Below are 19079 nucleotides of genomic sequence, written 5' to 3' on the forward strand. Positions count from 1 at the left end.
CCCCACAGAGAATCAGCAACACATGGCCAAAATCGTCGTCGTGACCTCCGGCAAGGGTGGCGTGGGCAAGACCACCACCAGTGCCAGCTTTGCCACCGGCCTCGCCCTGCGCGGCCACAAGACCGCTGTGATCGACTTTGACGTCGGCCTGCGCAACCTCGACCTCATCATGGGCTGCGAACGCCGCGTGGTGTATGACCTCATCAACGTGATCCACGGTGAGGCCAACCTGAACCAGGCGCTCATCAAGGACAAGCAGTGCGACAACCTGTTCGTGCTGGCCGCCAGCCAGACCCGCGACAAGGATGCGCTCACGCAAGACGGCGTGGAAAAGGTGCTCAAGGACCTGGCCGAGATGGGCTTTGAGTACATCGTCTGCGATTCGCCTGCCGGCATCGAAAGCGGCGCGCTCATGGCCATGCACTTTGCCGACGAGGCGCTGCTGGTGACCAACCCCGAAGTCTCGTCGGTGCGCGACTCTGACCGCATCCTGGGCATGCTGGGCAGCAAGACCAAGCGTGCGATTGAAGGCGGTGAGCCCATCAAGGAGCACCTGCTCATCACGCGCTACAACCCCAGCCGCGTGCAGGACGGCCAGATGCTGAGCCTGGAAGACATCCAGGACATCCTGCGCATCAAGCTGATCGGCGTGATCCCCGAGTCGGAAGTGGTGCTGCAGTCGTCCAACCAGGGCACGCCCGCCATCCATGCCCAGGGCACTGATGTGTCCGAGGCCTACAAGGATGTGATCGACCGCTTCCTGGGTGCCACCGACAAGCCGCTGCGTTTCATCGATGCGGAAAAGCCAGGCTTCTTCAAACGCCTGTTCGGGAGCAAATAAGCCATGGCTTCTTTCCTGTCCTTCCTGCTCGGCGAGAAGAAGAAAACCGCCAGCGTCGCCAAAGAGCGCCTGCAGATCATCCTGGCGCACGAGCGCAACGGCCGCAACGCCGCCGAGCCCGACTACCTGCCTGCGCTGCAGCGCGAGCTGGTGGCCGTGATCTCCAAGTACGTCAAGATCAACCCCGAAGACCTCAAGGTGCACCTGGAGCGCCAGGACAACCTGGAAGTCCTGGAAGTCAAGATCGAGCTGCCCGATACGGTGCGTTGAAGGCTCGGTTTCGAGCCAAATTGGGCTCTGGCGCTTATCTGGTAAGCGCCAGTAGCTATCAAAATTGATGAATCCAGTGGGGCCTGGCTAGCGCGCGTGTTTTGCCCACTTGCCCGCCAGCGCCTGGGCGATGCTCAGCCCGCGCTGCCCGGGCACCAGCGTGGCGGTCTCTCCGGCGGCGATGGTGCCGGGCTGGTCCACCGCAAGGTAGTAGCCGCAGCATCCGGCCAGGGCCATGGTGCGGCCCGCCTGCGCAAAACCCATGACGGCGTTGAACTTGAAGCATGGCTCGCGCGGTGCACTCACCCGCAGCACGCAGTGGGGGAAATGCCATTCATCGCCCACAAACACATCCGCTTCCAGCGGCCCGTCGATCGTGAGGTTCTCGCCCATGAAACCCGGCGGCAGCGTTTCATCGAACAGGCTCACGCCCCGTTCGCGGCGTTGGGCCTGCCAGAACGCGTAGTGGGCGGCGGGGTAGGCGTATACGGCCTTGCCCAGGCCGCCATGCACGCTCGGGTCGGCCTGCTCGTCGCCTGCCAGCCCTAGCGGGCCCACAGCCACGGGGCCGGTGACGGGGGCCTTGCCGATGGCAGTGAGCACCGAGCGCTCGCCCACCTTCAGGCGCCGGGCCAGGCCGATGTTCACGTGGCGCACGACCACGGTGGGGGTCGTCACAGCGGGTGCTCGGTGTAGAACTTGCCGCCGTGGTACAGCAGGGGCGAGATGCCTTCGCGATGCTCGCAGCGCTCGACCTCGCCCACAAAGATGGTGTGGTCGCCCTCCTTGTACTGGCTGCGGTTGAAGCACTCGAACGTGGCGGCTGCCCCGGCTAGCAGCGGGGCGCCGCTGATGCCGGGCCGGTGTTCCAGGCCTGCCCAGCGGTCGATGCCGCGCGTTGCAAAACGCTCGGCCAGCGCCTTCTGGTCTGCGGCCAGCACGTGGATGGCGTAGTGCGAGCCATCGGCAAAGGTGGGCAAGGTGCTGGCGCCGTGCGACAGGCTCCACAGCACCAGCGGGGGTGCCAGCGACACCGAATTGAAGGAACTGGCCGTGAGCCCCACCAGGTCGCCCGCAGCCGTGCGGGCCGTGACGATGGTCACGCCCGTGGCAAACATGCCCAGCGCATCGCGAAACTCGCGCGTGGAGAAGCTCGGTGGCAGGGCGAGGGTGGGGCGGGGGAGCGAAGGGTTCACAAAAGCGGTGCCAGCGGTGGCAGCATGGGGGAGCAACTATTATCAGGCGCCACCCACCACCGCGCTGTTGCGGGGTTTACTGGTTTTTCCACCGCATGGCCGTCCTACCTACCTTCACCACCCTGGGCTCCGGCCCCACCGTGCTCCTGCTGCACGACGCCGATGGCGACCACCTCACCTTTGCCCCCCAGGTGGAAACGCTGGCCACGGCCGGTTACCGCGCCGTGGCCTGGAACATGCCGGGCTATGGCCGCAGCGCGCCCGTGGAGCCGTACACCTTCAAGGCGCTGGCGCAGAGCTGCCTGGCCTTGATCGATGCCCTGCAGGGAGGCCCCATGACCCTGGTGGGGCATGGCATGGGCGCCATGGTGGCGCTGGAGGCCGCCGTGCGCAGCCCGTCGCAGGTGCGCCGCCTGCTGCTCTGCGCAGGTGGGCCAGCGCTGGATGCGCAGGCCATGGATGACTGGGTGGCGCCCCGCTTGGGTGCCCTGAAGGCGCTGGACGCCGGTGGCAGCATGGAGCAGCTGGCGCAGACGCTGGTGCCCCAGTTCATCGGCACCGGTGCGTTGCCCGAAGGCGTGCGGCTGGCCAGCCACGCGCTGGGCCAGGTGTATCCAGGGGCCTACCGGCGCGCGCTGGAGGCCTTGTCCACGTTTGATCGCGGAGCCTCTGCCTTGGCGCAGCTGGCCATACCCGCGCTGCTGGTGGGGGGCGAGCTCGACCGCTGCACACCGCCGGCTGCCCTGGAGGCCCTGGCCCAGGTGATGCCCGATGCGCAGACGGTGTTGTTGCCCCACATCGGGCACTGGCCGCAACTGGAGGACCCGGAGGGTTTCGATGCCGCGCTGCTGGACTTTCTGGCGCAGCGGCGGGTGCTGCACTGAGTTTGCCCCACCCGGCGTAGCCGATTTTTCGGCCCTTCAAACGATTCTTTTTCCCTGCCATGCCCTGGCGCCACCGGGCGGGTTCGCGCGGGTCTGATTGCTCCTCTTGTTTTATGTGGTTTGCCCTGAAAAAAATACTGTCTGCGCTGCTGCTGCCCCCGGTGTCCAGCATCTTGCTGGCGCTGGTGGGGCTGTGGATCGCGCGCTACCACCGCCGCACGGGCATCACGGTGGTGGTGCTGTCATTGCTGTCGGTGCTGGTGCTGTCCTGGCCGCCGGTGTCGGACGCGCTGGTGCGCAGCCTGGAGCGCTATCCGGCGGTCGTCCCCAAGGACTTGCCTTCGTCAAAGGTGCAGGCCATCGTCGTGCTGGGCGGCGGCGCCGACACGGTGGCGCCTGAATACGGCGTGGACGTGCTCAGCCGGGGCGCGCGTGAGCGGGTGCGCTACGCCGTGTACCTGCAGCAGCAGACCGGGCTTCCCATCCTGGCCACGGGGGGCTCCACCGGCGGAACGCGGGCCGAAGCGCTGGTGATGAAAGATGTGGTGGAGCGTGAGTTCAGGGGCCGGGTGCGGTGGACCGAGGTGGAATCCCTTGACACCCGCAGCAACGCCGAAAGATCTGCCGTGTTGCTCAAGGCCGCTGGCATCGAGCGCATTGCGCTCGTCACCCACGGCTGGCACATGGTGCGCGCGGCCAAGACCTTCGAGCGCGCCGGTCTGCAGGTGCTGCCCGCGCCCATGGGCTTCAAGGGCGGCCAGGCGCGCAAGCTGTACCGGGTGTTGCCGCGCGCCTCCGCGCTGGCCGACAGCAGCCTGGCGCTGCACGAATGGCTGGGCATCCTGGCCCAGCACGGGTCGCTGGATCGCTAAGCCGTCAATCTGCGGCCGGTGTCAGCAGAAAACGGCTGGCTGCCTCCATCGCCTGCGCATCGGCCTGCACCGCTCCGGGCGGCCCGCCTTTGCCCCACAGGGCGCCGCCCCAGGTCATCGACAGGAACTGTGCGCACAGCGCCACCGAGTCGATCATCGGCTGGGCCTTGGTGCGGTCGCCGCTGGTGGTGACAAGCGCCAGCGTCTTGGAGGCCATCGGCTCCTTGAAGGCCAGGCCGGGGACGCGCATCCACGCGCTCCAGTGGTCCAGGTAGGTCTTGAGCGGCGAGGGAATGCTGTACCAGTAAACCGGCGCCACAAAGACGATGTGCGTGGCTGCCAGCGTGGCGTCGAGCAAGGTCTTCATGTCGCCTTCGGGCGGTGCATAGGTACCCGAGGTGTGGCGCTGGTCCACGAAGGGCGGCAGGTTCATGCGGGCCAGGTGGTGCCAGGTTTGCGCAGTACCGGCAGGGAGTGCGGCGGCGGCCTGGCGCGCCAGCCATTCGGTATTGCCGGTGTGGCCTGGTTCGCGGGTGGAGGTGGTGAGGAAGAGGTAGTGCGGTGCGGTGGGCGTGGTCATGGTGCCATCGTAGCGCCGCCCCCCAGACCTGCGCCGGGTGCCAGGGTTGCGATGCACAGCTCCACCAGCGCCTGCTCGAATTCGGGGCTGTCCAGCAGGGGCGACTGTTCCAGCGATGCCGCCCGCACCGCGCCCATGAAGGCGCGGGTGAGCACAAACAGCTGGGTTGCCGAGGGTGCGGGCATCTGCTGCTCTTGCGCCACACGCTGCAGGTGCAGGGCCAGCCGCTCGCTGGCGCCGCGCACCGAGATCAGCACGGACGCGCGGTAGTCGAGCTTCCACGACAGGCGGGCAAGTGCGCGCCCTTCCTGGGGGCCGCCGCCAAAGGCCAGCAGGTAGTGGCGCACTTACCCGCGCACCTGCTGCTCGGGCGTCCAGCCTTCGGTGCGGGCCTGGGCGAGCAGGGCGTCCAGCTCCAGCATCACCCGGTCGCAGTGCTGGTCGAGCATGGCCAGGAGGATGGCTTCCTTGCTGGGAAAGTACTGGTAGAGCGAGCCCACGGAAACACCCGCAACATCGGCGATGCGGTTGGTTGTGAGCGCGTCCTCGCCCTGGGTGGCCACGATGCGTGCGACGGCTTCGAAGATGGCATCGACTGTGAACTGCGAGCGTTCCTGGCGGGGCGAACGGCGGGGGGCGGAGGAGACAGGGGGCATGGAAAACCTGAGCGCAATGCGAGTAGGCGGAGATGGCGCTGCTGCCTATTCTGCCGCCAGTCCCTTGCAACATCCGGAGAAAACCTTCATGCACGAAACCAGCCAACTCGCCCTGGGAGCCGCCGCCGTCGGCCTGGCTGGCACCTGGGCATGGCGCCAGCGCCTTGCACTGCGGCCCGTGCACCGCGCCAGTGCCATCGCGCTGGCATTGTTCCTGGCGGCCCACTTGCTGGGTCACCTGGCGGGGCTGGCCGGAGCGGCAGCGCACCAATCCTTGCTGGAAGCCCTGCGCCTGGTCTATCGCCAGCCGTTGGTCGAAGGCGTGCTGCTTGGCTGTCTGCTGTTCCAGATGGGCAGCGGCCTCACCTTGCTGTGGCGCGGGCGGGGCCGGCGCCGTGGGGGCGTGGCGTGGATGCAGGCCATCTCGGGGGGCTATCTGGCGCTGTTCCTGTTGATCCATGTGACGGCCGTCTTGGCGGGCCGGTTTCAGGGCGTGGACACGAACCTGCAGTTTGCAGCGGCGGGCATGCACACACCGCCCTGGCAGTGGTTCTTTGGCCCGTACTACTTTTTCGCCGTGTTCGCGCTGGGCACGCACGTGGGTTGCGCTTTGTACTGGAACCTGCCAGAGCCTCTGCGGGCGCGAGCGTTGGTGGGGGCCATGCTGGCGGGCTGGATGCTGGCTGTTTGTTTGGTGGTGCTGCTGGCGGGCGGATTCCATGCGCTGGAGATTCCGGCTCGTTACCTGGCCCCCCTGGCCGGGCCCGCAGGTCGGGGTTGAAGGGGGCCAGAGCATCCGCGCTGCCTGCGGTCTTTGCGGTTTATGCGCCGGCCTGGCTTCGCAGCCAAGCCCTCACGCCCGCAACGACCTCCGGTGCGCGTTGCTTGCGCGGAGCCACCAGGTAGTAGCCAGCGCCCGTGTGCGCTTCTTCCTCAAACACCTTGGCCAGCCGACCGGCGGACAGGTCCTGCGCCACAAAATCTTTCTGCACCAGCGCGAGTCCCTGGCCGGTCAGGGCCGCGTCGATCGCGAGTGTCGTCTGGTTGAACCAGATGGCCTGCGGTGTGGGATCTGAAGCCCCGGGAGCGGGCGGCGTGTGCTGCGCAAGGTAGTCGGCCCACGGAGACTGGGAGTCGTGCAGGAGCACGTAGCGGCCGATGTCACCCGCGGTGTCGGGTGGCCCGGAGCGGTGCAGCAACAGCGGGCTGCCCACCGCCACCAGGCACTCTTCGAACAGGAGATCGGCCGTGAGCCCCGGGCCGAATGGGGGGCGGCCGTACCGCACCGCCAGGTCCACGGCCTCGGTCTGAAAGTGCGAAAGGTGCTCGGTCGCCAGGATCCGCAGATCAACCCCAGGGTGAAGGCGCGTGTAGTCCGCCAGCCGTGGGATGAGCCACTTGGTGGCGAAGGTCGGGGTGACGCTGACCGTCACATGCAGGGGCTCGGGCCGCAGGCCCTGTGTGGCATCGGCGAGCATCTCGAACGCGCGCCGCACGCTGGTGGCATAGCGCTGGCCGTTGTGGGTCAACACGAGGGTGCGCGGGTGCCGCTCGAACAGCTTGAGGCCCAGCTCCGCCTCCAGCGCACGAATCTGCTGCGCCACGGCGCCCTGGGTCACGCCGAGCTCCAGCCCGGCCAGCCGAAAGTTGAGATGGCGGCTGGCGGCTTCGAACGCTCGCAGCGCATTGAGAGAGGGCGTAGGCCCCAACGGGGAGGTCATGGGTGTAGATTTTCTACTGGATCGAAGCACGGCGGCTGCTCCGTCCGGTCGTCCAACACAAGAATGATGCGGAACAATTGCCAGATGCCGGTGTGCGGCATTCAAGGACGATCATGGCAGTAGAAAAAGTAGCGCTCATCACCGCGGGCGGCACCGGCGTTGCCGCTGCCACCGCCCGCCGGTTGGCAGAGGATGGTTTTCAGGTCGGCATTCTTTCGTCGTCGGGCAAAGGCGAGGCCATGGCCCAGGAGCTCGGAGGCGTTGGCGTCACGGGGTCCAGCCAGTGCCTGGCGGATCTGGGCCGCCTGGTGGATCTGGCGCAAGCCCGCTGGGGCCGGGTCGATGTGCTCATCAACAGCACCGGCCATGAACCGCGCGCGCCGTTGTTGTCTCTGGCGGATGAGCGGTGGCTGCAGGGGACGGACACCTATCTGCAGAGCGTGATCCGGCCCACGCGGCTGGTGGCCCCCTTGATGCAAGCGCAGCGTGGTGGCGTGATCGTGAACCTGTCGGCGGCCTGGGCGGTGGACCCGAGTGCGCTGTTTCCGACATCGGCGCTGGTGCGCGCCGGGCTGGCTTCGTTCACGAGGATCTTTGTAGACAGCCATTCGCAGCACAACATCCGCATGAACAACGTGTTGCCGGGATGGATCGACACCTTGCCCGTGTGGGAAGAGCGCCGCGCCGCAGTGCCGCTGCAGCGGTATGGGCAGGCCGCCGAAGTGGCCGCGACCATCGCGTTCCTGGCCTCGGAAGGCGCGGGCTACATCAACGGGCAGAACCTGCGGGTGGACGGCGGCCTCGCGCTGGCCACCTGAGTGCCCGCGCGCAATGAGCGGGTTGGTGTGATGGACCCGCCCAACCCGGGCAGGCTGTGTGGGTGCTCTCAGGCGGCCAGCGCCGTGGCCGATGCGCGCCGTGCAGATCCTTGGTGGCCCAGGAAGCCGAAGTTCATCGCAGGCTGTTCGCCGCTGATCAGCTCGGCCAGCGCCTTGCCTGAACCGGCACCGTGTGTCCAGCCCAGCGTGCCGTGGCCCGCATTCACCCAGAGCTTGCCCACGCGGGTCTGCCCGATGAACGGGATGTTGGTGGGGGTGGCCGGGCGCAGGCCGGTCCAGTACTGCGGGTCGCCGCCTTGTTCGGGCGTGCGGGTGTCGCACACGCCGGGCAGGATGGCTTCGATGCGGCGCGAGAGCATGTGGCAGCGTGCGCGCGCCAGGGAGCTGTCGAGCGTCAGGTCCCAGCCGTTGAGCTCGATGGTGCCCGCCACGCGCAGGTGGTTGCCCAGGCGGCTCATGGCGATCTTCTTGCCATCGTCGATGGTGGAGACCATGGGCGCGCCCTCGGGCTTGAGCAGCGGGAACGTGGCGCTGTAGCCCTTGCCAGGGTAGATCGGCAGGTCCACGCCCACGCTGCGCAGCAGCGGCGCGCTGTAGGAACCGCAGGCGACGACGACGGCGTCGGCCTTCAATATGAAGTCTTTTTTGCCGCCAGCGCTTGTCTGTTTTGGCATGACAGCTACTGAATCAATAGCATTGCCGATTTTATTCAGGCGCAGCACATCGTGGCCGTAGAGGAACTGCGCGCCGCGTGCCATGCAGCGGCGGGCCAGCTCCTGCGTGAACACGCGGGCGTCGCCGCTTTCGTCGGTGCTGGTGTAGGTGCCGCCGGTGATCTTGTCGCCGTAGGCCTTGAACGCGGGCTCAATCTTGAGCAGCTCATCGCGGCTGACCAGGCGGCGCTGCACGCCGTGCTTGCGCATGAGCTCCACGGCGTGGCCGGCGGCGTCAAAGGATTTCTGGTCGGTGTAGAAGTGGGCAATGCCGCGTTCGAGCCGGTTGTATTCAATGCCCGTGGTGCTGACCAGGTCCTTGAGCGCGGCATGGCTGTAGGCGCCCAGCGCCACGATCTGCTGCACATTGCGCTCGAACGCGGCGTCGTTGCACTGCGCCAGAAACTGCAGGCCCCAGCGCCACTGCTGCCAGTCCATCTGCGGGCGAAACAGCAGCGGGGCTTCCTTGTCGAACATCCACTTGAGCGCCTTGAGCGGCGCCTCGCGGTTGGCCCAGGGCTCGCAGTAGCTCACCGAGATCTGTGCTGCATTGGCAAAACTGGTTTCGAGCGCAGCATCGGGCTGGCGGTCGATCACGATGACCTCGTGACCGCGTTCAAGCAGGTGCCACGCCGTGCTGATGCCGATGATGCCGGCGCCGAGAACAATGGTTTTCATATGCGGAATGCCTTGTGAGCCTTTGCGTGCCACCCGCCCCAGTGCGGGACACGATGGGGCGCAGTGTGCGCGACATTGCATTCAACTAAAAGCAAAATTAAACTTACTCCAAAAACATCAGCGCACCTAATAAACGGTGCGGTAGAGACAACCCTCTTTTGTTCGAGCCCGAGACCATGAGCACCTACGATCCCGCCGCCCTGGAATGCCTTGCCGCCATCGTTGAAGAGGGCGGCTTCGAGCGCGCTGCGCAGCGCCTGAACGTCACACAGTCGGCCGTCTCACAGCGCCTGCGCGCCCTGGAGGCGCAGGTGGGCTCGGTGCTCATCGTGCGCAGCCGACCCCTGCGGCCCACGTCGGCCGGGCAGCTGCTGCTCAAGCACACCAAGCAGATGCGCCTGCTGCGCGCAGACCTGGAGCGCGACCTGCACGAGCTGGCGCCCAGCGCCCCGGGCGGCACGCGCGAGGATGAGCGCATCTCGATTGCCATCAACGCAGACAGCATCGCCACTTGGGCGATGGGCGCGCTGCACGAGTTGGTGCGCCAGCGCCTGCCGCTGGAAATCATCGTGGACGACCAGGATTTCACGCAGGAATGGCTGCGCTCTGGTCAGGTGCTGGGCTGCGTGACCACGCTCAAGCAGGCACTGCGTGGGTGCAAGATGGTGCCGCTGGGCGCCATGCACTACGTGGCCGTGGCGTCGGCCAGCTATGCGGAGCAGTACCTGCCCCAGGGGCTCACGCCGCACAACTTTCGCGAGGTGTCGTTCCTGTCGTTCAACCGCAAGGACGACATGGCTGCCGAGTTTGTGGCGCGTGCATTCGGGCTCAAGCGCGTGGCGCTCAACCACCTGTTCGTGCCGGGTTCCGAGGCGCAGATGCGCGCCGTGGCCGCAGGCTGGGCAGTGGGTGTGATGCCCGAGCTGATGGCGCGCGAGGCGCTGGCGGACGGCAGCATGGTGAATCTGGCACCAGGCCGCTCCCTGCCCATCCAGCTGTACTGGCACTGCTGGAACCTGGAATCGGCCGTGCTGGACGCCCTGACGGCGGCCCTGACCGCCACCGCCGCGCGGACGCTGGAGGCGCCTGCGGCATGATTCCTGCAGGGTAAAACGTGAACGACGTAGTTGTATTGCAACTTAGTCATTTATTTTTTTACTGCAATGTATAAAATACAAGCCATGCAAACGCCGCAACCCAAAGTTTCGTTCAAAGAGCAGATGCACCAGGCGCGCGAGGATGCCATCCTCCAGTCGACCTGCCAGCTCCTGGGCGAAAAGGCCTTCGATGCCATGACCATGGACGACGTGGCCAATGCCGTGGGCATTGCCAAAGCCAGTCTGTACAAGCACTTCTGCAGCAAGGAAGAGCTGTGCAGCGCCGCCATGGTGCAGATTCTGGGCCGTGTGCAGGCCTACCTGGCAGATCTGCCCACCGAGATGCCCCCGCTTGAAAAGCTCCATGCGCTGGTGCGCTGGTCGCTGGAGCGGCTGCTGAGCAACGAAATGCCGCTGCTGCCCAGCCGCAATTCCACGCTGCGCGCGGTGCTGATGGCCAACAAGGACTACCTCAACGGCCTCGTGGCCGTGAGCGACCAGATTGGTGAATGGATCACCCAGGCCCAGGCACAGGGCGTGATCAGCCCCACCTTGCCGCCGCTGGTGGTGCTCTACACGTTGTATGCGCGCGCCTGCGACCCGGTGGTGAGTTTTCTCAAGGAAGGCGGCCAGTATTCCGATGCGGAAATCGTGGATCTGGTGGTGCGCACCTGTTTCGACGGGCTGGCAGCGCGGTAGTCGCGTCTCCTTTCCAGCGTTTCGTACGCACCCAAAAAAGAAAGCCCGGCATGCCGGGCTTTCTTGCGTGGGGCTCACGGGGCTCACAGCCACCGGCTTACTTGGGCAGGATCACCTTGTCCACGACATGGATCACACCGTTGCTGGTGAACACGTCGGCCATGGTGATGTTGCTGGTGCGCAGGTTCTGGTCGGTGATCACGAGGCTTGCGTTCACCGTGAAGGTTTGTCCCTGGACGGTGGCAATGGCGGTATTGATAGGGACCTCGGCCTTGAGCACGCGCGCGGGTACCACGTGGTAGGTAAGCACCGTGGTCAGCAGCGCGGTGTCCGCCAGCAGGGCTTCCTTGGTCACCCCGAGCTCGGCCAGCAGCGCTGCAAACGCGGCGTTGGTCGGCGCAAACACCGTGAACGGGCCGGCTCCCTGCAAGGTGGTGGCCAAGCCGGCAGCCACCACGGCTTCCACCAGGATGCTGAAGTCCGGCAGCGCCGAGGCGGTGGCGACGATGTCCTTGTTGGCTGGCAGCAGCACGCGGTCCACCAGATGCACCACGCCGTTGCTGGCCTGGATGTCCGTGGCCGTGATGGTGGAAACGCGGTTGCGACCATCGGTGATCTTCAGGCCGTTGGCCGACTCGATCTTGAAGAAGCCGCCTGACACGGGCGTGATGGCCTTGCCCAGGGGGACGTCTGCACGCGGGACCCTGCTGCCGAGCACGTGGTAGGTCAGTACCGCTGTCAGCAGGGGCTTGTCGGCCAGCAGGGCCTCCTTGGTCACGCCCAGCTCGCTGAGCAATGCTGCAAAGGCGGCGTTGGTCGGGGCGAAAACCGTGAGCATGCCGGTGCTCAGAGTGGGCGCCAGACCAGCGGCGACCACTGCTTCGACGAGGATGCTGAGGTCAGGATTGTTCTGGGCGACTTCGACGATGTTGCGCTGGGGCTCATCGTCGCCGCCGCCACAGGCCTGCAACAAGGTGGCGCTGGCGCCCACGGCGGCGGCCAGCAAGACGGTACGGCGGTTGAATGCGGTGTTCATGGGGCTTCTCCTCGCTAGTGGATGGTGGTGGAAGGGACGAGCGGTTAGTCCGCGGGCTTACTTGGGCATCAGAACGGTGTCGATGGCGTGGATCACGCCATTGCTGGCAGCCACATCGGTCGCGATGACCTTGGACTGGTCCACCATCACGCCCATGCTGGTGGACACGGTGATCTCCTGGCCCTGCACGGTCTTGACCTTTCCGGCCTTGACGTCCTTGGCCATCACCTTGCCGGGGACCACGTGGTAGGTCAGCACCTTGGTCAGTGCGGCCTTGTCAGCCAGCAGGCCGTCCAGGGTGGCCTTGGGGATCTTGGCGAAAGCCTCGTCGGTGGGCGCAAACACCGTGAAGGGGCCGGGGCCCTTGAGGGTGTCCACCAGGCCCGCAGCCTGCACGGCCGCCACCAGGGTCTTGAAATTACCCGCCTTCACGGCGGTATCGACGATGTCCTGGGCCATCACGGTGAAGGTGGCGCCTGCGGTCAGGGCCAATGCGATCAGGGTTTTTTTCATGGGTCGTTCCTCGGTTTCGATGGAAATGACACGCCAGGATGGGCGCAGCGAGAATGTATAACTAATTGGTCGTTAAGTAAACCAATAAGTTATGTTGTAACCGATCGGTTTCATTTGGGCAAAAAAAAGCCCTGCCGGAGCAGGGCTTTGGTGGTGGGCCGGGCTGTTTGTGGTTCGGCTTAGCGAACGATCAGCAATGGCACCTTGCAATGGGCCAACACCTGTGTGGTGACCGAGCCCATGACCAGGGTGGCCAAGGCTCCATGGCCGTGGGAGCCCATCACCAGCAGGTCGAACTTGCCGCTGTCAGCCACCTTGGCGATGTTCTCACCCACGGCGCCCACCTTGACGACGCGCTTGGCGTCCACACCATGGCGCGCCAGGAATTTGCAAACGGGCGACAGGATTTTTTCTGCCTCTTCGGCGTGGTAGCTGTCCACCACTTCCTTGCCCAGAGCGGCGCGCGCGCGTGTCGGCAGCGGGGCCTGCACGGTGAGCGCGGTGTACTGGTGGTTGCCACCGAGCAGCTCCTCGTGGGTAGCCAGGTAGGCCAGCATTTTTTTGGTGTAGGCGCTGCCATCGACAGCAAGCAGGATGTTCATGGTGTTCTCCGGAATAGGGTTGGGTCAGACTACCGTGCGCGGACTTCTGTTGTCTTGACCTGGGTCATGTTTTTCTTCTGCGCTGCGGGGCGGCAGAGCCCCGTCTCTTGATCATACGGGGATGCAGCATTGCGCCTTGAAAGCCGCCTGTTCGCCTTTGCGCGCATAGCCCAGGGGGTTGGCCACCACGCGGCACTGCCAGGGGGTGCCGTCGCCGTGAAAACCTTGCACCGTGTAGTCGCTCGGGGCGTGCAGATGGCCGTGCAGCCACAGCTGCGCGTGGGGCAACAAGCTGTCCAGGGCGTTGCAGAACCCCGCAGTGCCGGGCACCAGTCCGTAGCGTGGATCGGCACTGCGCAGGCTGGGTGCAAAGTGGGTGACGGCCACCGTGGGGCCTTCAAAAGGCACCGCAAGTGCTTGCGCCAGCCACTGCTGGCAGACCAGTGCGTGGTCGCGCATGGCTTCGGCCAGAAAGGGCTCCGCGTGGCGGGTGCCGCCCGTCTTGCGCAGGTAGAAGTTCGCTGCGCGAAAGGCCTTGTCGCGCAGTTTCAGCCGCCTGCCAAGGTCGGTGCTGCCTTCATGGTCTGCGAGTGCATCGAAATCGCTCCAGAGTGTGGTGCCCACGAAGCGCACACCTTGAAGCTCGACGGTCTCGCGCTCCAGCCAGGTGATTCCCAGGCGGTCACAGGTGCGGCGCAGCCGCTCGTGGGCAGCGTCGAAATCCTGTGCATCGTATTCGTGGTTGCCGGGCACAAAAAGCACGGGGGTGGGCCAGCCTGCGCCCCCGGGCAATGGTGAAAACCGGGCCAGGCCAAAGTCTTCGTCGCCCAGCTGCGAGCCTTCCTGGTAGGAGCCCACGTCGCCAGCAAGCACCAGCACATCGGCGCCGGGAGCCGGTTCGGGGACGAAGTGGGGATGCGCCTCAAGGTGCAGATCGGACAAAAGCTGGATATTCATGCTGGGCGCAGTCTACGGGTTCAGGCTGGGCGCCTCACTCCTCGGGGAAAGTCCGGCGCGCCGAGCGCGCCAGGGCGTGCAGCAGCCAGGTCATCGCGGCCTGCTGAGGCCCGCGCCGGCGCCAGAGTGCGTCCACATGCACGGGTGGGACATCCAGCGGCAGGGCCCGCTGCACCAGCGCATCGGCAATGCCGGTCACGGGAACAAAGTGGCGGGGCAGCACCGTCAACAGGTCCGAGCCCGAGACTACCCGGCCGGCAGTGAAGAACTGGTTGACCGTGATCACCACCTTGCGCTCGCGGCCCAGGGACGCCAGGGCCTCGTCGATGAAGCCGAAGGGGCGCCCTGAGAAGCTCACGAGCATGTGGCGTGCGGCGCAATAGGTGTCCAGCGTCAGGGGCGCATCGGCCAGAGGGTGGCCTTGCCGCATCACGCACACGTATTCGCCGTCGTACAGGCGGCGGCTTTCAAAGGCCACTGCGCCCCCGGATTGCGCGCGGGCGGTCAGGTCTGCCAGCACCGCTGGGAAATAGCCCACCGCCATGTCGGCCGCCTCTTCGTCCAGCAGGCGGCGGGGGTCGCGCGTGGTCAGGGGCAATACCCGGATCGAAATACCGGGCGCCTCCCGCTCGATGATTTCGACCAAGGCCGGTACCAGGGTGGCGGCCGTGGCATCGGCCATGGCGAGCACAAAGGTGGATTCGGCCGTGGCGGGCTTAAAGTGTCCCGGCGCCAGGGATTCTTGCAGGTGGGCCAGGGCCTCGCGCACAGGGGGCCACAGGGCCAGCGCACGCGCAGTGGGCTCCACGCCCTGGCCGCTGCGCACCACCAACTCATCCCCCAGCACATCGCGCAGGCGCCGCATGGCGTTGCTCACGGCAGGCTGGGTGACGGACAGCTTGTGCGCTGCGCGTGTGAGGCTGCGCTCGGCCATGACCTCGTCAAAAACACGCAGCAGGTTCAGGTCCAAGGAGCGGAAGTTCAAGGGGGTCATGGTCAATTCATCATCAATATGAATATCAATGATTCAAAATATAAACTTGAACATGCAAAGGGTAAACCCTAATATCACCCCATCGCCCGGCAATCTCGCCACAAGCGTTAGAAAAGGGAAACCGAAATGACCAGCTTTGCACACGTTGAGTACCCCACCGAACACCCCGGCGTTGTCCGCGCCGAAAACGCCGCTGCCGCCCTCAAGAGCGTAGCCGCCAACTTTGATGGCGCCCGTGGCGCTGCCACGCTTCTGCTCGCGGCCGTGGTATCGGCCTTGCTGGTAGTGGCCAACCAGGTCATCGACACCTGGAGCGAAGGCCACCTGCTCGCGGCTTGGATGGTGCTGTGGCTGGTCGCGTTTGCGGCCCTGGCTTTGCTGACCGCCCCAGCACGCCGTGCCGGTGCTGCCCTGCGTGTGGCCGCCCTCGGCTGGGCCGAAGCCCGCCGCCGCGCTGCGGATGACGAGCGTACTTGGCAAGTGGCTGTGAAGGACCCCCGCATCATGGCCGAACTGAACCACGCCATGGGCATTGCCACCGTGGAAGACATCCGCAAGTACTACTGAGAAGATGATGCACGGTCCGCCGTGCAGTGATCGGATTTTTTGAAGCCGTGGCGAGCGTTCGCCACGGCTTTTTTCATGGCCGCGGGACGGATCGCGCTGATCCAGTATCCGCATCCACAAGCGCAAAAAAACCGCCCCTCCTTTTCAGAAGGGGCGGTTGTCAGGACTGAGAAGATCCCGGAATCAGCTTGCCAGGCGCTTTTCGAGCGCAGCCTTGGTGGCGAGCAAAGCCGGGGGCAGGTGGTAAGCCAACTGCTCAAAGTGGGCATCGTGCAGCTTGAACTCATCGGCCCAAGCGGCCTTGTCGATGCTGGTCACAGCAGCAAACTGCTGGGCATTGAAATCCAGCCCCGTCCAGTTGATTTCCGCGTACTGCGGAGCCACTCCAAACATGGTTTCCTGGCCTTGGGCCTGGCCTTCAATGCGGTCGATCATCCACTTGAGCACACGCATGTTGTCGCCATAACCGGGCCAGACGAACTTGCCGGCTTCGTCCTTTCGGAACCAGTTCACGCAGAACACCTTGGGCAGCGCCTTGCCGGTGGCGGCAATCTTGCCTTCCATGTTGAGCCAGTGCTGGAAGTAGTCGCTCATGTTGTAGCCGCAGAAGGGCAGCATGGCGAAGGGGTCGCGGCGCACCACGCCTTGGGCGCCAAAAGCGGCAGCGGTGGTTTCGGAACCCATGGTGGCAGCCATGTACACGCCTTCGGTCCAGGTGCGGGCTTCGGTCACCAGCGGGACGGTGGTGGAGCGGCGGCCGCCGAAGATGAAGGCGTCGATGGCCACACCATTGGCGTCGTCCCACTGGGGGTCGAGCGCCGGGTTGTTGGTGGCAGCCACCGTGAAGCGCGAGTTGGGGTGGGCAGCCTTGGCGCCGGTTTCCTTCGCGATCTGGGGCGTCCAGTCCTTGCCTTGCCAGTCGATCAAGTGGTCCGGCAGCTTGCCGGTGTCCTTTTCCATGCCTTCCCACCACACGTCGCCGTCGTCCGTCAGGGCCACGTTGGTGAAGATCACGTCCTTGTCCAGGCTGCGCATGCAGTTGGGGTTGGTGTGCATGTTGGTGCCGGGGGCCACGCCAAAGTAACCCGCCTCGGGGTTGATGGCGTACATCTTGCCGTCGGCATGGGGCTTGATCCAGGCGATGTCGTCACCGATGGTGGTGACCTTCCAGCCGGCAAAGCCCGCCTCGGGCGGCACCAGCATCGAGAAGTTGGTCTTGCCGCAGGCGCTGGGGAAGGCCGCTGCCACGTGGTACTTCTTGCCTTGGGGGTTGGTCACGCCCAGGATGAGCATGTGCTCAGCCAACCAGCCCTGGTCACGGCCCATGGTGGACGCGATGCGCAATGCCAGGCACTTCTTGCCCAGCAGCGCGTTGCCGCCGTAACCCGAGCCGTAGGACCAGATTTCGCGCGTTTCGGGGTAGTGGACGATGTACTTGACCTTGGGGTTGCAAGGCCAGCTCGTCGTGTCCTTCTCACCTTCGGCCAGGGGGGCACCCACGGTGTGCATGCAGGGAACGAACTCGCCTTCCACGCCCAGCACGTCGTACACGGCCTTGCCCATGCGGGTCATCAGGCGCTGGTTCACGGCCACATAGGCGCTGTCGGTCAGTTCCACGCCGATGTGGGCGATGTGGCTGCCCAGCGGGCCCATGCTGAAGGGCACCACGTACATGGTGCGGCCCTTCATGCAGCCGTCAAACAGGGGCTGCAGCGTGGCGCGCATTTCGGCGGGAGCCATCCAGTTGTTGGTGGGGCCGGCGTCTTCCTTGGCGGCCGAGCAGATGTAGGTGCGGTCTTCCACACGGGCCACGTCCGATGGATCGGACCAGGCCAAGAAGCTGCCGGGGCGCTTGGCGGGGTTGAGCTTCTTGAAGGTGCCTGCCTGGACCAGTTGCTCGCACAGGCGGTCGTACTCTTCCTTGGAGCCATCGCACCAGTAAATGGTGTCGGGTTTGCACAGGGCGGCCATGTCGGCCACCCAGGCAAGCAGCCGGGCGTTTTTGACGTAAGCGGGGGCGTTGAGGTTCAGGCCCTGCATCGTGGGTGCGTTCATCGGGGAGCTTCCTAAGTTGAAAAAACGTTTTTTCAAAGGAAGCGGACCGGGCGGGTCACGGCGAGGCCTGGCGCAGTTGCGGTGCTGAGCGCTGCCTTTGAAAAAACGGCTTTCGTGCTCAGTCGGCGGGCGGGAGCGTGTGTCAGCCCCACGGGTGGAGGCTAGTTCCACGGATTCCGCGGGTCGGCTGGGATGTCAATTTTATGAACCTGCCGCCCTTTTGTCTGTCAGACAGGGGTCAAAGCCATGCAAAAAAAACATGAGGTTATGCATGGATTTGTCCGCTCCCTCGCATCAAAGGCTGGCCGAACCGCCCTTCCACCGTTCGTAGCCGCTCCTGCGCAGCGCGCAGGCGGGGCACGTGCCACAGCCGTATCCCCAGGCATGCAGCGTGTCGCGCACACCGTGGTAGCAGGTGTGCGAGTCGTTCACGATCAGATCGACCAGCGCTTGCCCACCGAGGGTCCGGGCCAATTCCCAGGTCTCGGCCTTGTCCAGCCACATCAGCGGTGCGTCGAAGGTGAAACGCTGGCCCATGCCCAGCGACACCGCCACCTGCAGCGCCTTGAGCGTGTCGTCGCGGCAATCGGGGTAGCCCGAAAAATCGGTCTCGCACATGCCGCCCACCATGGTGTGCAGGCCACGCCGGTAGCCCACGGCAGCCGCCAACTGGAAGAACAGCAGGTTGCGCCCGGGCACAAAGGTGTTGGGCAGGCCGGCAGCGGTCATCTGGATTTCGGTGTCGCTGGTCAACGCCGTGTCACTGATGTGGCCCAGCACCGCCAGGTCGAGCATGTGGTCGTCCCCCAGCTTGGCCGCCCAGTGCGGGAACTGCGCGCGCAGCGATGACAGCACCGTCTGCCGTGCCTGCAGCTCGATGTGGTGGCGCTGGCCATAGTCAAAGCCGATGGTTTCCACGTGGGCAAAGTTCTCCAGCGCCCAGGCCAAGCAGGTCGTGGAGTCCTGACCGCCGGAAAATAAAACGAGTGCGTGTCCGGGTCTCATGCGGTTCTCCAGGTCAGACGGGGATAAGGGGGTGGTGCGGGACGAAAAAAAGCCCCGCTGTGCGGGGCTTCGGGTGACATGCCAGCGCAGGGCAATCAGGCCATTGTCACGGCAATGAATGCCAGCAAGAACATCATGATGCCGCCAACCACGGGCAGCACCACGGGCATGAGCGGCACCACGTTTTCAACGGCGTCTGCCGAGTGCGTTTCAGGGGCGTGCGAGGTGTTGTGGTCAGACATGGTGGGCTCCAGATGCTTAAAACTTGCGCAATTCTAGCTGCGACTGTCCCTTCAGGGCGCAA

At 65.3% G+C, this 19079-nt stretch carries 24 protein-coding genes; 9 read left to right on the forward strand and 15 right to left on the reverse strand.

Going from position 1 to position 19079, the window contains the following annotated elements; translation table 11 throughout:
* Positions 1–22 precede the first annotated feature (22 nt).
* Complete coding sequence (gene minD / locus C8C94_RS19175) at positions 23–841, forward strand: septum site-determining protein MinD (RefSeq protein WP_055397265.1); 819 nt, start codon at positions 23–25, stop codon at positions 839–841.
* Between the two features lie 3 nt (positions 842–844).
* Positions 845–1111 carry a cell division topological specificity factor MinE gene (gene minE, locus C8C94_RS19180; protein WP_010465263.1) on the forward strand — a complete coding sequence of 89 codons (267 nt, stop codon included), beginning with the start codon at positions 845–847 and terminating at the stop codon, positions 1109–1111.
* A gap of 87 nt (positions 1112–1198) precedes the next feature.
* Here minE and C8C94_RS19185 read toward each other — a convergent pair whose 3' ends face one another.
* Together C8C94_RS19185 and C8C94_RS19190 are read right to left on the reverse strand one after the other, a co-directional pair.
* Complete coding sequence (locus tag C8C94_RS19185; protein ID WP_055397263.1) at positions 1199–1789, reverse strand: MOSC domain-containing protein; 591 nt, start codon at positions 1787–1789, stop codon at positions 1199–1201.
* Complete coding sequence (locus C8C94_RS19190; RefSeq protein ID WP_055397294.1) at positions 1786–2307, reverse strand: flavin reductase family protein; 522 nt, start codon at positions 2305–2307, stop codon at positions 1786–1788. The genes C8C94_RS19185 and C8C94_RS19190 overlap by 4 nt, the downstream gene beginning before the upstream one ends.
* A gap of 95 nt (positions 2308–2402) precedes the next feature.
* Here C8C94_RS19190 and C8C94_RS19195 point away from each other — a divergent pair, with 95 nt between their 5' ends.
* Both C8C94_RS19195 and C8C94_RS19200 read left to right on the forward strand, forming a co-directional pair.
* Positions 2403–3191 (forward strand): alpha/beta fold hydrolase, encoded by a 789-nt coding sequence (locus tag C8C94_RS19195; RefSeq protein ID WP_121421840.1) that lies wholly within the window; start codon positions 2403–2405, stop codon positions 3189–3191.
* Positions 3192–3304: 113 nt separating this feature from the next.
* A complete protein-coding gene (locus C8C94_RS19200; protein WP_055397259.1) occupies positions 3305–4063 on the forward strand; it encodes a YdcF family protein in 759 nt (252 codons plus the stop codon).
* A 4-nt stretch (positions 4064–4067) separates the two neighbouring features.
* Here C8C94_RS19200 and C8C94_RS19205 read toward each other — a convergent pair whose 3' ends face one another.
* Genes C8C94_RS19205 through C8C94_RS25935 form a run of 3 tightly spaced genes read right to left on the reverse strand, consistent with a single transcriptional unit; the run spans position 4068 to position 5299 of the window.
* Positions 4068–4643 carry a flavodoxin family protein gene (locus C8C94_RS19205; protein ID WP_121421841.1) on the reverse strand — a complete coding sequence of 192 codons (576 nt, stop codon included), beginning with the start codon at positions 4641–4643 and terminating at the stop codon, positions 4068–4070.
* On the reverse strand, positions 4640–4990 hold the full coding sequence (locus C8C94_RS25930) for a hypothetical protein (protein WP_233573519.1): 351 nt from the start codon (positions 4988–4990) through the stop codon (positions 4640–4642). Before C8C94_RS25930 ends, C8C94_RS19205 begins: the two co-directional genes overlap by 4 nt.
* Positions 4991–5299, reverse strand: coding sequence for a TetR/AcrR family transcriptional regulator (locus C8C94_RS25935; RefSeq protein ID WP_233573520.1), 309 nt, complete (start codon positions 5297–5299; stop codon positions 4991–4993).
* An 88-nt stretch (positions 5300–5387) separates the two neighbouring features.
* Here C8C94_RS25935 and C8C94_RS19215 point away from each other — a divergent pair, with 88 nt between their 5' ends.
* Entirely contained in the window at positions 5388–6080 is a 693-nt protein-coding gene (locus tag C8C94_RS19215; RefSeq protein ID WP_121421842.1) for a hypothetical protein, read from the forward strand.
* 40 nt (positions 6081–6120) lie between these two features.
* On the opposite strand, the gene C8C94_RS19220 is transcribed toward C8C94_RS19215, so the two are convergent.
* Positions 6121–7020 (reverse strand): LysR substrate-binding domain-containing protein, encoded by a 900-nt coding sequence (locus C8C94_RS19220; RefSeq protein WP_121421843.1) that lies wholly within the window; start codon positions 7018–7020, stop codon positions 6121–6123.
* A gap of 113 nt (positions 7021–7133) precedes the next feature.
* On the opposite strand from C8C94_RS19220, the gene C8C94_RS19225 reads away from it, so the two are divergent.
* Positions 7134–7838, forward strand: coding sequence for an SDR family oxidoreductase (locus C8C94_RS19225; RefSeq protein ID WP_121421844.1), 705 nt, complete (start codon positions 7134–7136; stop codon positions 7836–7838).
* 68 nt (positions 7839–7906) lie between these two features.
* On the opposite strand, the gene C8C94_RS19230 is transcribed toward C8C94_RS19225, so the two are convergent.
* The gene (locus C8C94_RS19230) at positions 7907–9250 is read right to left on the reverse strand and encodes a D-amino acid dehydrogenase (RefSeq protein ID WP_121421845.1); all 1344 of its coding nucleotides are present in this window, start codon (positions 9248–9250) and stop codon (positions 7907–7909) included.
* A gap of 176 nt (positions 9251–9426) precedes the next feature.
* Between C8C94_RS19230 and C8C94_RS19235 the strand changes: the two genes are divergently transcribed.
* Positions 9427–10347 carry a LysR family transcriptional regulator ArgP gene (locus tag C8C94_RS19235; RefSeq protein WP_055397292.1) on the forward strand — a complete coding sequence of 307 codons (921 nt, stop codon included), beginning with the start codon at positions 9427–9429 and terminating at the stop codon, positions 10345–10347.
* Between the two features lie 84 nt (positions 10348–10431).
* Complete coding sequence (locus tag C8C94_RS19240) at positions 10432–11046, forward strand: TetR/AcrR family transcriptional regulator (protein WP_055397245.1); 615 nt, start codon at positions 10432–10434, stop codon at positions 11044–11046.
* 97 nt (positions 11047–11143) lie between these two features.
* On the opposite strand, the gene C8C94_RS19245 is transcribed toward C8C94_RS19240, so the two are convergent.
* From C8C94_RS19245 to C8C94_RS19265, 5 genes are all read right to left on the reverse strand, one after another.
* Positions 11144–12082: a fasciclin domain-containing protein gene (locus tag C8C94_RS19245; RefSeq protein WP_121421846.1), complete on the reverse strand. Its 939-nt coding sequence runs from the start codon at positions 12080–12082 to the stop codon at positions 11144–11146.
* A gap of 57 nt (positions 12083–12139) precedes the next feature.
* The gene (locus C8C94_RS19250; protein WP_121421847.1) at positions 12140–12595 is read right to left on the reverse strand and encodes a fasciclin domain-containing protein; all 456 of its coding nucleotides are present in this window, start codon (positions 12593–12595) and stop codon (positions 12140–12142) included.
* A gap of 179 nt (positions 12596–12774) precedes the next feature.
* Entirely contained in the window at positions 12775–13197 is a 423-nt protein-coding gene (locus tag C8C94_RS19255; RefSeq protein WP_055397239.1) for a universal stress protein, read from the reverse strand.
* A 111-nt stretch (positions 13198–13308) separates the two neighbouring features.
* Complete coding sequence (locus tag C8C94_RS19260) at positions 13309–14154, reverse strand: metallophosphoesterase (protein ID WP_121421848.1); 846 nt, start codon at positions 14152–14154, stop codon at positions 13309–13311.
* A gap of 34 nt (positions 14155–14188) precedes the next feature.
* Positions 14189–15148: a LysR family transcriptional regulator gene (locus C8C94_RS19265; protein WP_121421849.1), complete on the reverse strand. Its 960-nt coding sequence runs from the start codon at positions 15146–15148 to the stop codon at positions 14189–14191.
* Positions 15149–15274: 126 nt separating this feature from the next.
* Between C8C94_RS19265 and C8C94_RS19270 the strand changes: the two genes are divergently transcribed.
* Positions 15275–15715, forward strand: coding sequence for a hypothetical protein (locus C8C94_RS19270; protein ID WP_055397233.1), 441 nt, complete (start codon positions 15275–15277; stop codon positions 15713–15715).
* Between the two features lie 183 nt (positions 15716–15898).
* Here the strand turns inward: C8C94_RS19270 and C8C94_RS19275 are convergent, their stop codons facing one another.
* From C8C94_RS19275 to C8C94_RS25760, 3 genes are all read right to left on the reverse strand, one after another.
* On the reverse strand, positions 15899–17770 hold the full coding sequence (locus C8C94_RS19275; protein WP_121421850.1) for a phosphoenolpyruvate carboxykinase (GTP): 1872 nt from the start codon (positions 17768–17770) through the stop codon (positions 15899–15901).
* A 294-nt stretch (positions 17771–18064) separates the two neighbouring features.
* The gene (queC, locus tag C8C94_RS19280) at positions 18065–18775 is read right to left on the reverse strand and encodes a 7-cyano-7-deazaguanine synthase QueC (protein ID WP_121421851.1); all 711 of its coding nucleotides are present in this window, start codon (positions 18773–18775) and stop codon (positions 18065–18067) included.
* A gap of 95 nt (positions 18776–18870) precedes the next feature.
* Entirely contained in the window at positions 18871–19017 is a 147-nt protein-coding gene (locus C8C94_RS25760) for a hypothetical protein (protein ID WP_176887814.1), read from the reverse strand.
* Positions 19018–19079: the final 62 nt, after the last annotated feature.

The organism is Acidovorax sp. 94, from assembly GCF_003634645.1.
GTDB classification, from domain to species: domain Bacteria; phylum Pseudomonadota; class Gammaproteobacteria; order Burkholderiales; family Burkholderiaceae_C; genus Acidovorax; species Acidovorax facilis.

Bases quoted from the DNA above. Each gene is read 5' to 3' on its own strand.
- C8C94_RS19245 (WP_121421846.1), bottom strand. From the start codon at position 12,082: ATGAACACCGCATTCAACCGCCGTACCGTCTTGCTGGCCGCCGCCGTG.
- C8C94_RS19260 (WP_121421848.1), bottom strand. From the start codon at position 14,154: ATGAATATCCAGCTTTTGTCCGATCTGCACCTTGAGGCGCATCCCCAC.
- C8C94_RS19235 (WP_055397292.1), top strand. From the start codon at position 9,427: ATGAGCACCTACGATCCCGCCGCCCTGGAATGCCTTGCCGCCATCGTT.
- C8C94_RS19240 (WP_055397245.1), top strand. From the start codon at position 10,432: ATGCAAACGCCGCAACCCAAAGTTTCGTTCAAAGAGCAGATGCACCAG.
- C8C94_RS19250 (WP_121421847.1), bottom strand. From the start codon at position 12,595: ATGAAAAAAACCCTGATCGCATTGGCCCTGACCGCAGGCGCCACCTTC.
- C8C94_RS19195 (WP_121421840.1), top strand. From the start codon at position 2,403: ATGGCCGTCCTACCTACCTTCACCACCCTGGGCTCCGGCCCCACCGTG.
- C8C94_RS19255 (WP_055397239.1), bottom strand. From the start codon at position 13,197: ATGAACATCCTGCTTGCTGTCGATGGCAGCGCCTACACCAAAAAAATG.
- C8C94_RS19270 (WP_055397233.1), top strand. From the start codon at position 15,275: ATGACCAGCTTTGCACACGTTGAGTACCCCACCGAACACCCCGGCGTT.
- queC (WP_121421851.1), bottom strand. From the start codon at position 18,775: ATGAGACCCGGACACGCACTCGTTTTATTTTCCGGCGGTCAGGACTCC.
- C8C94_RS19215 (WP_121421842.1), top strand. From the start codon at position 5,388: ATGCACGAAACCAGCCAACTCGCCCTGGGAGCCGCCGCCGTCGGCCTG.
- minE (WP_010465263.1), top strand. From the start codon at position 845: ATGGCTTCTTTCCTGTCCTTCCTGCTCGGCGAGAAGAAGAAAACCGCC.
- minD (WP_055397265.1), top strand. From the start codon at position 23: ATGGCCAAAATCGTCGTCGTGACCTCCGGCAAGGGTGGCGTGGGCAAG.
- C8C94_RS25935 (WP_233573520.1), bottom strand. From the start codon at position 5,299: ATGCCCCCTGTCTCCTCCGCCCCCCGCCGTTCGCCCCGCCAGGAACGC.
- C8C94_RS19220 (WP_121421843.1), bottom strand. From the start codon at position 7,020: ATGACCTCCCCGTTGGGGCCTACGCCCTCTCTCAATGCGCTGCGAGCG.
- C8C94_RS19205 (WP_121421841.1), bottom strand. From the start codon at position 4,643: ATGACCACGCCCACCGCACCGCACTACCTCTTCCTCACCACCTCCACC.
- C8C94_RS19275 (WP_121421850.1), bottom strand. From the start codon at position 17,770: ATGAACGCACCCACGATGCAGGGCCTGAACCTCAACGCCCCCGCTTAC.
- C8C94_RS19230 (WP_121421845.1), bottom strand. From the start codon at position 9,250: ATGAAAACCATTGTTCTCGGCGCCGGCATCATCGGCATCAGCACGGCG.
- C8C94_RS25760 (WP_176887814.1), bottom strand. From the start codon at position 19,017: ATGTCTGACCACAACACCTCGCACGCCCCTGAAACGCACTCGGCAGAC.
- C8C94_RS19225 (WP_121421844.1), top strand. From the start codon at position 7,134: ATGGCAGTAGAAAAAGTAGCGCTCATCACCGCGGGCGGCACCGGCGTT.
- C8C94_RS19200 (WP_055397259.1), top strand. From the start codon at position 3,305: ATGTGGTTTGCCCTGAAAAAAATACTGTCTGCGCTGCTGCTGCCCCCG.
- C8C94_RS19265 (WP_121421849.1), bottom strand. From the start codon at position 15,148: ATGACCCCCTTGAACTTCCGCTCCTTGGACCTGAACCTGCTGCGTGTT.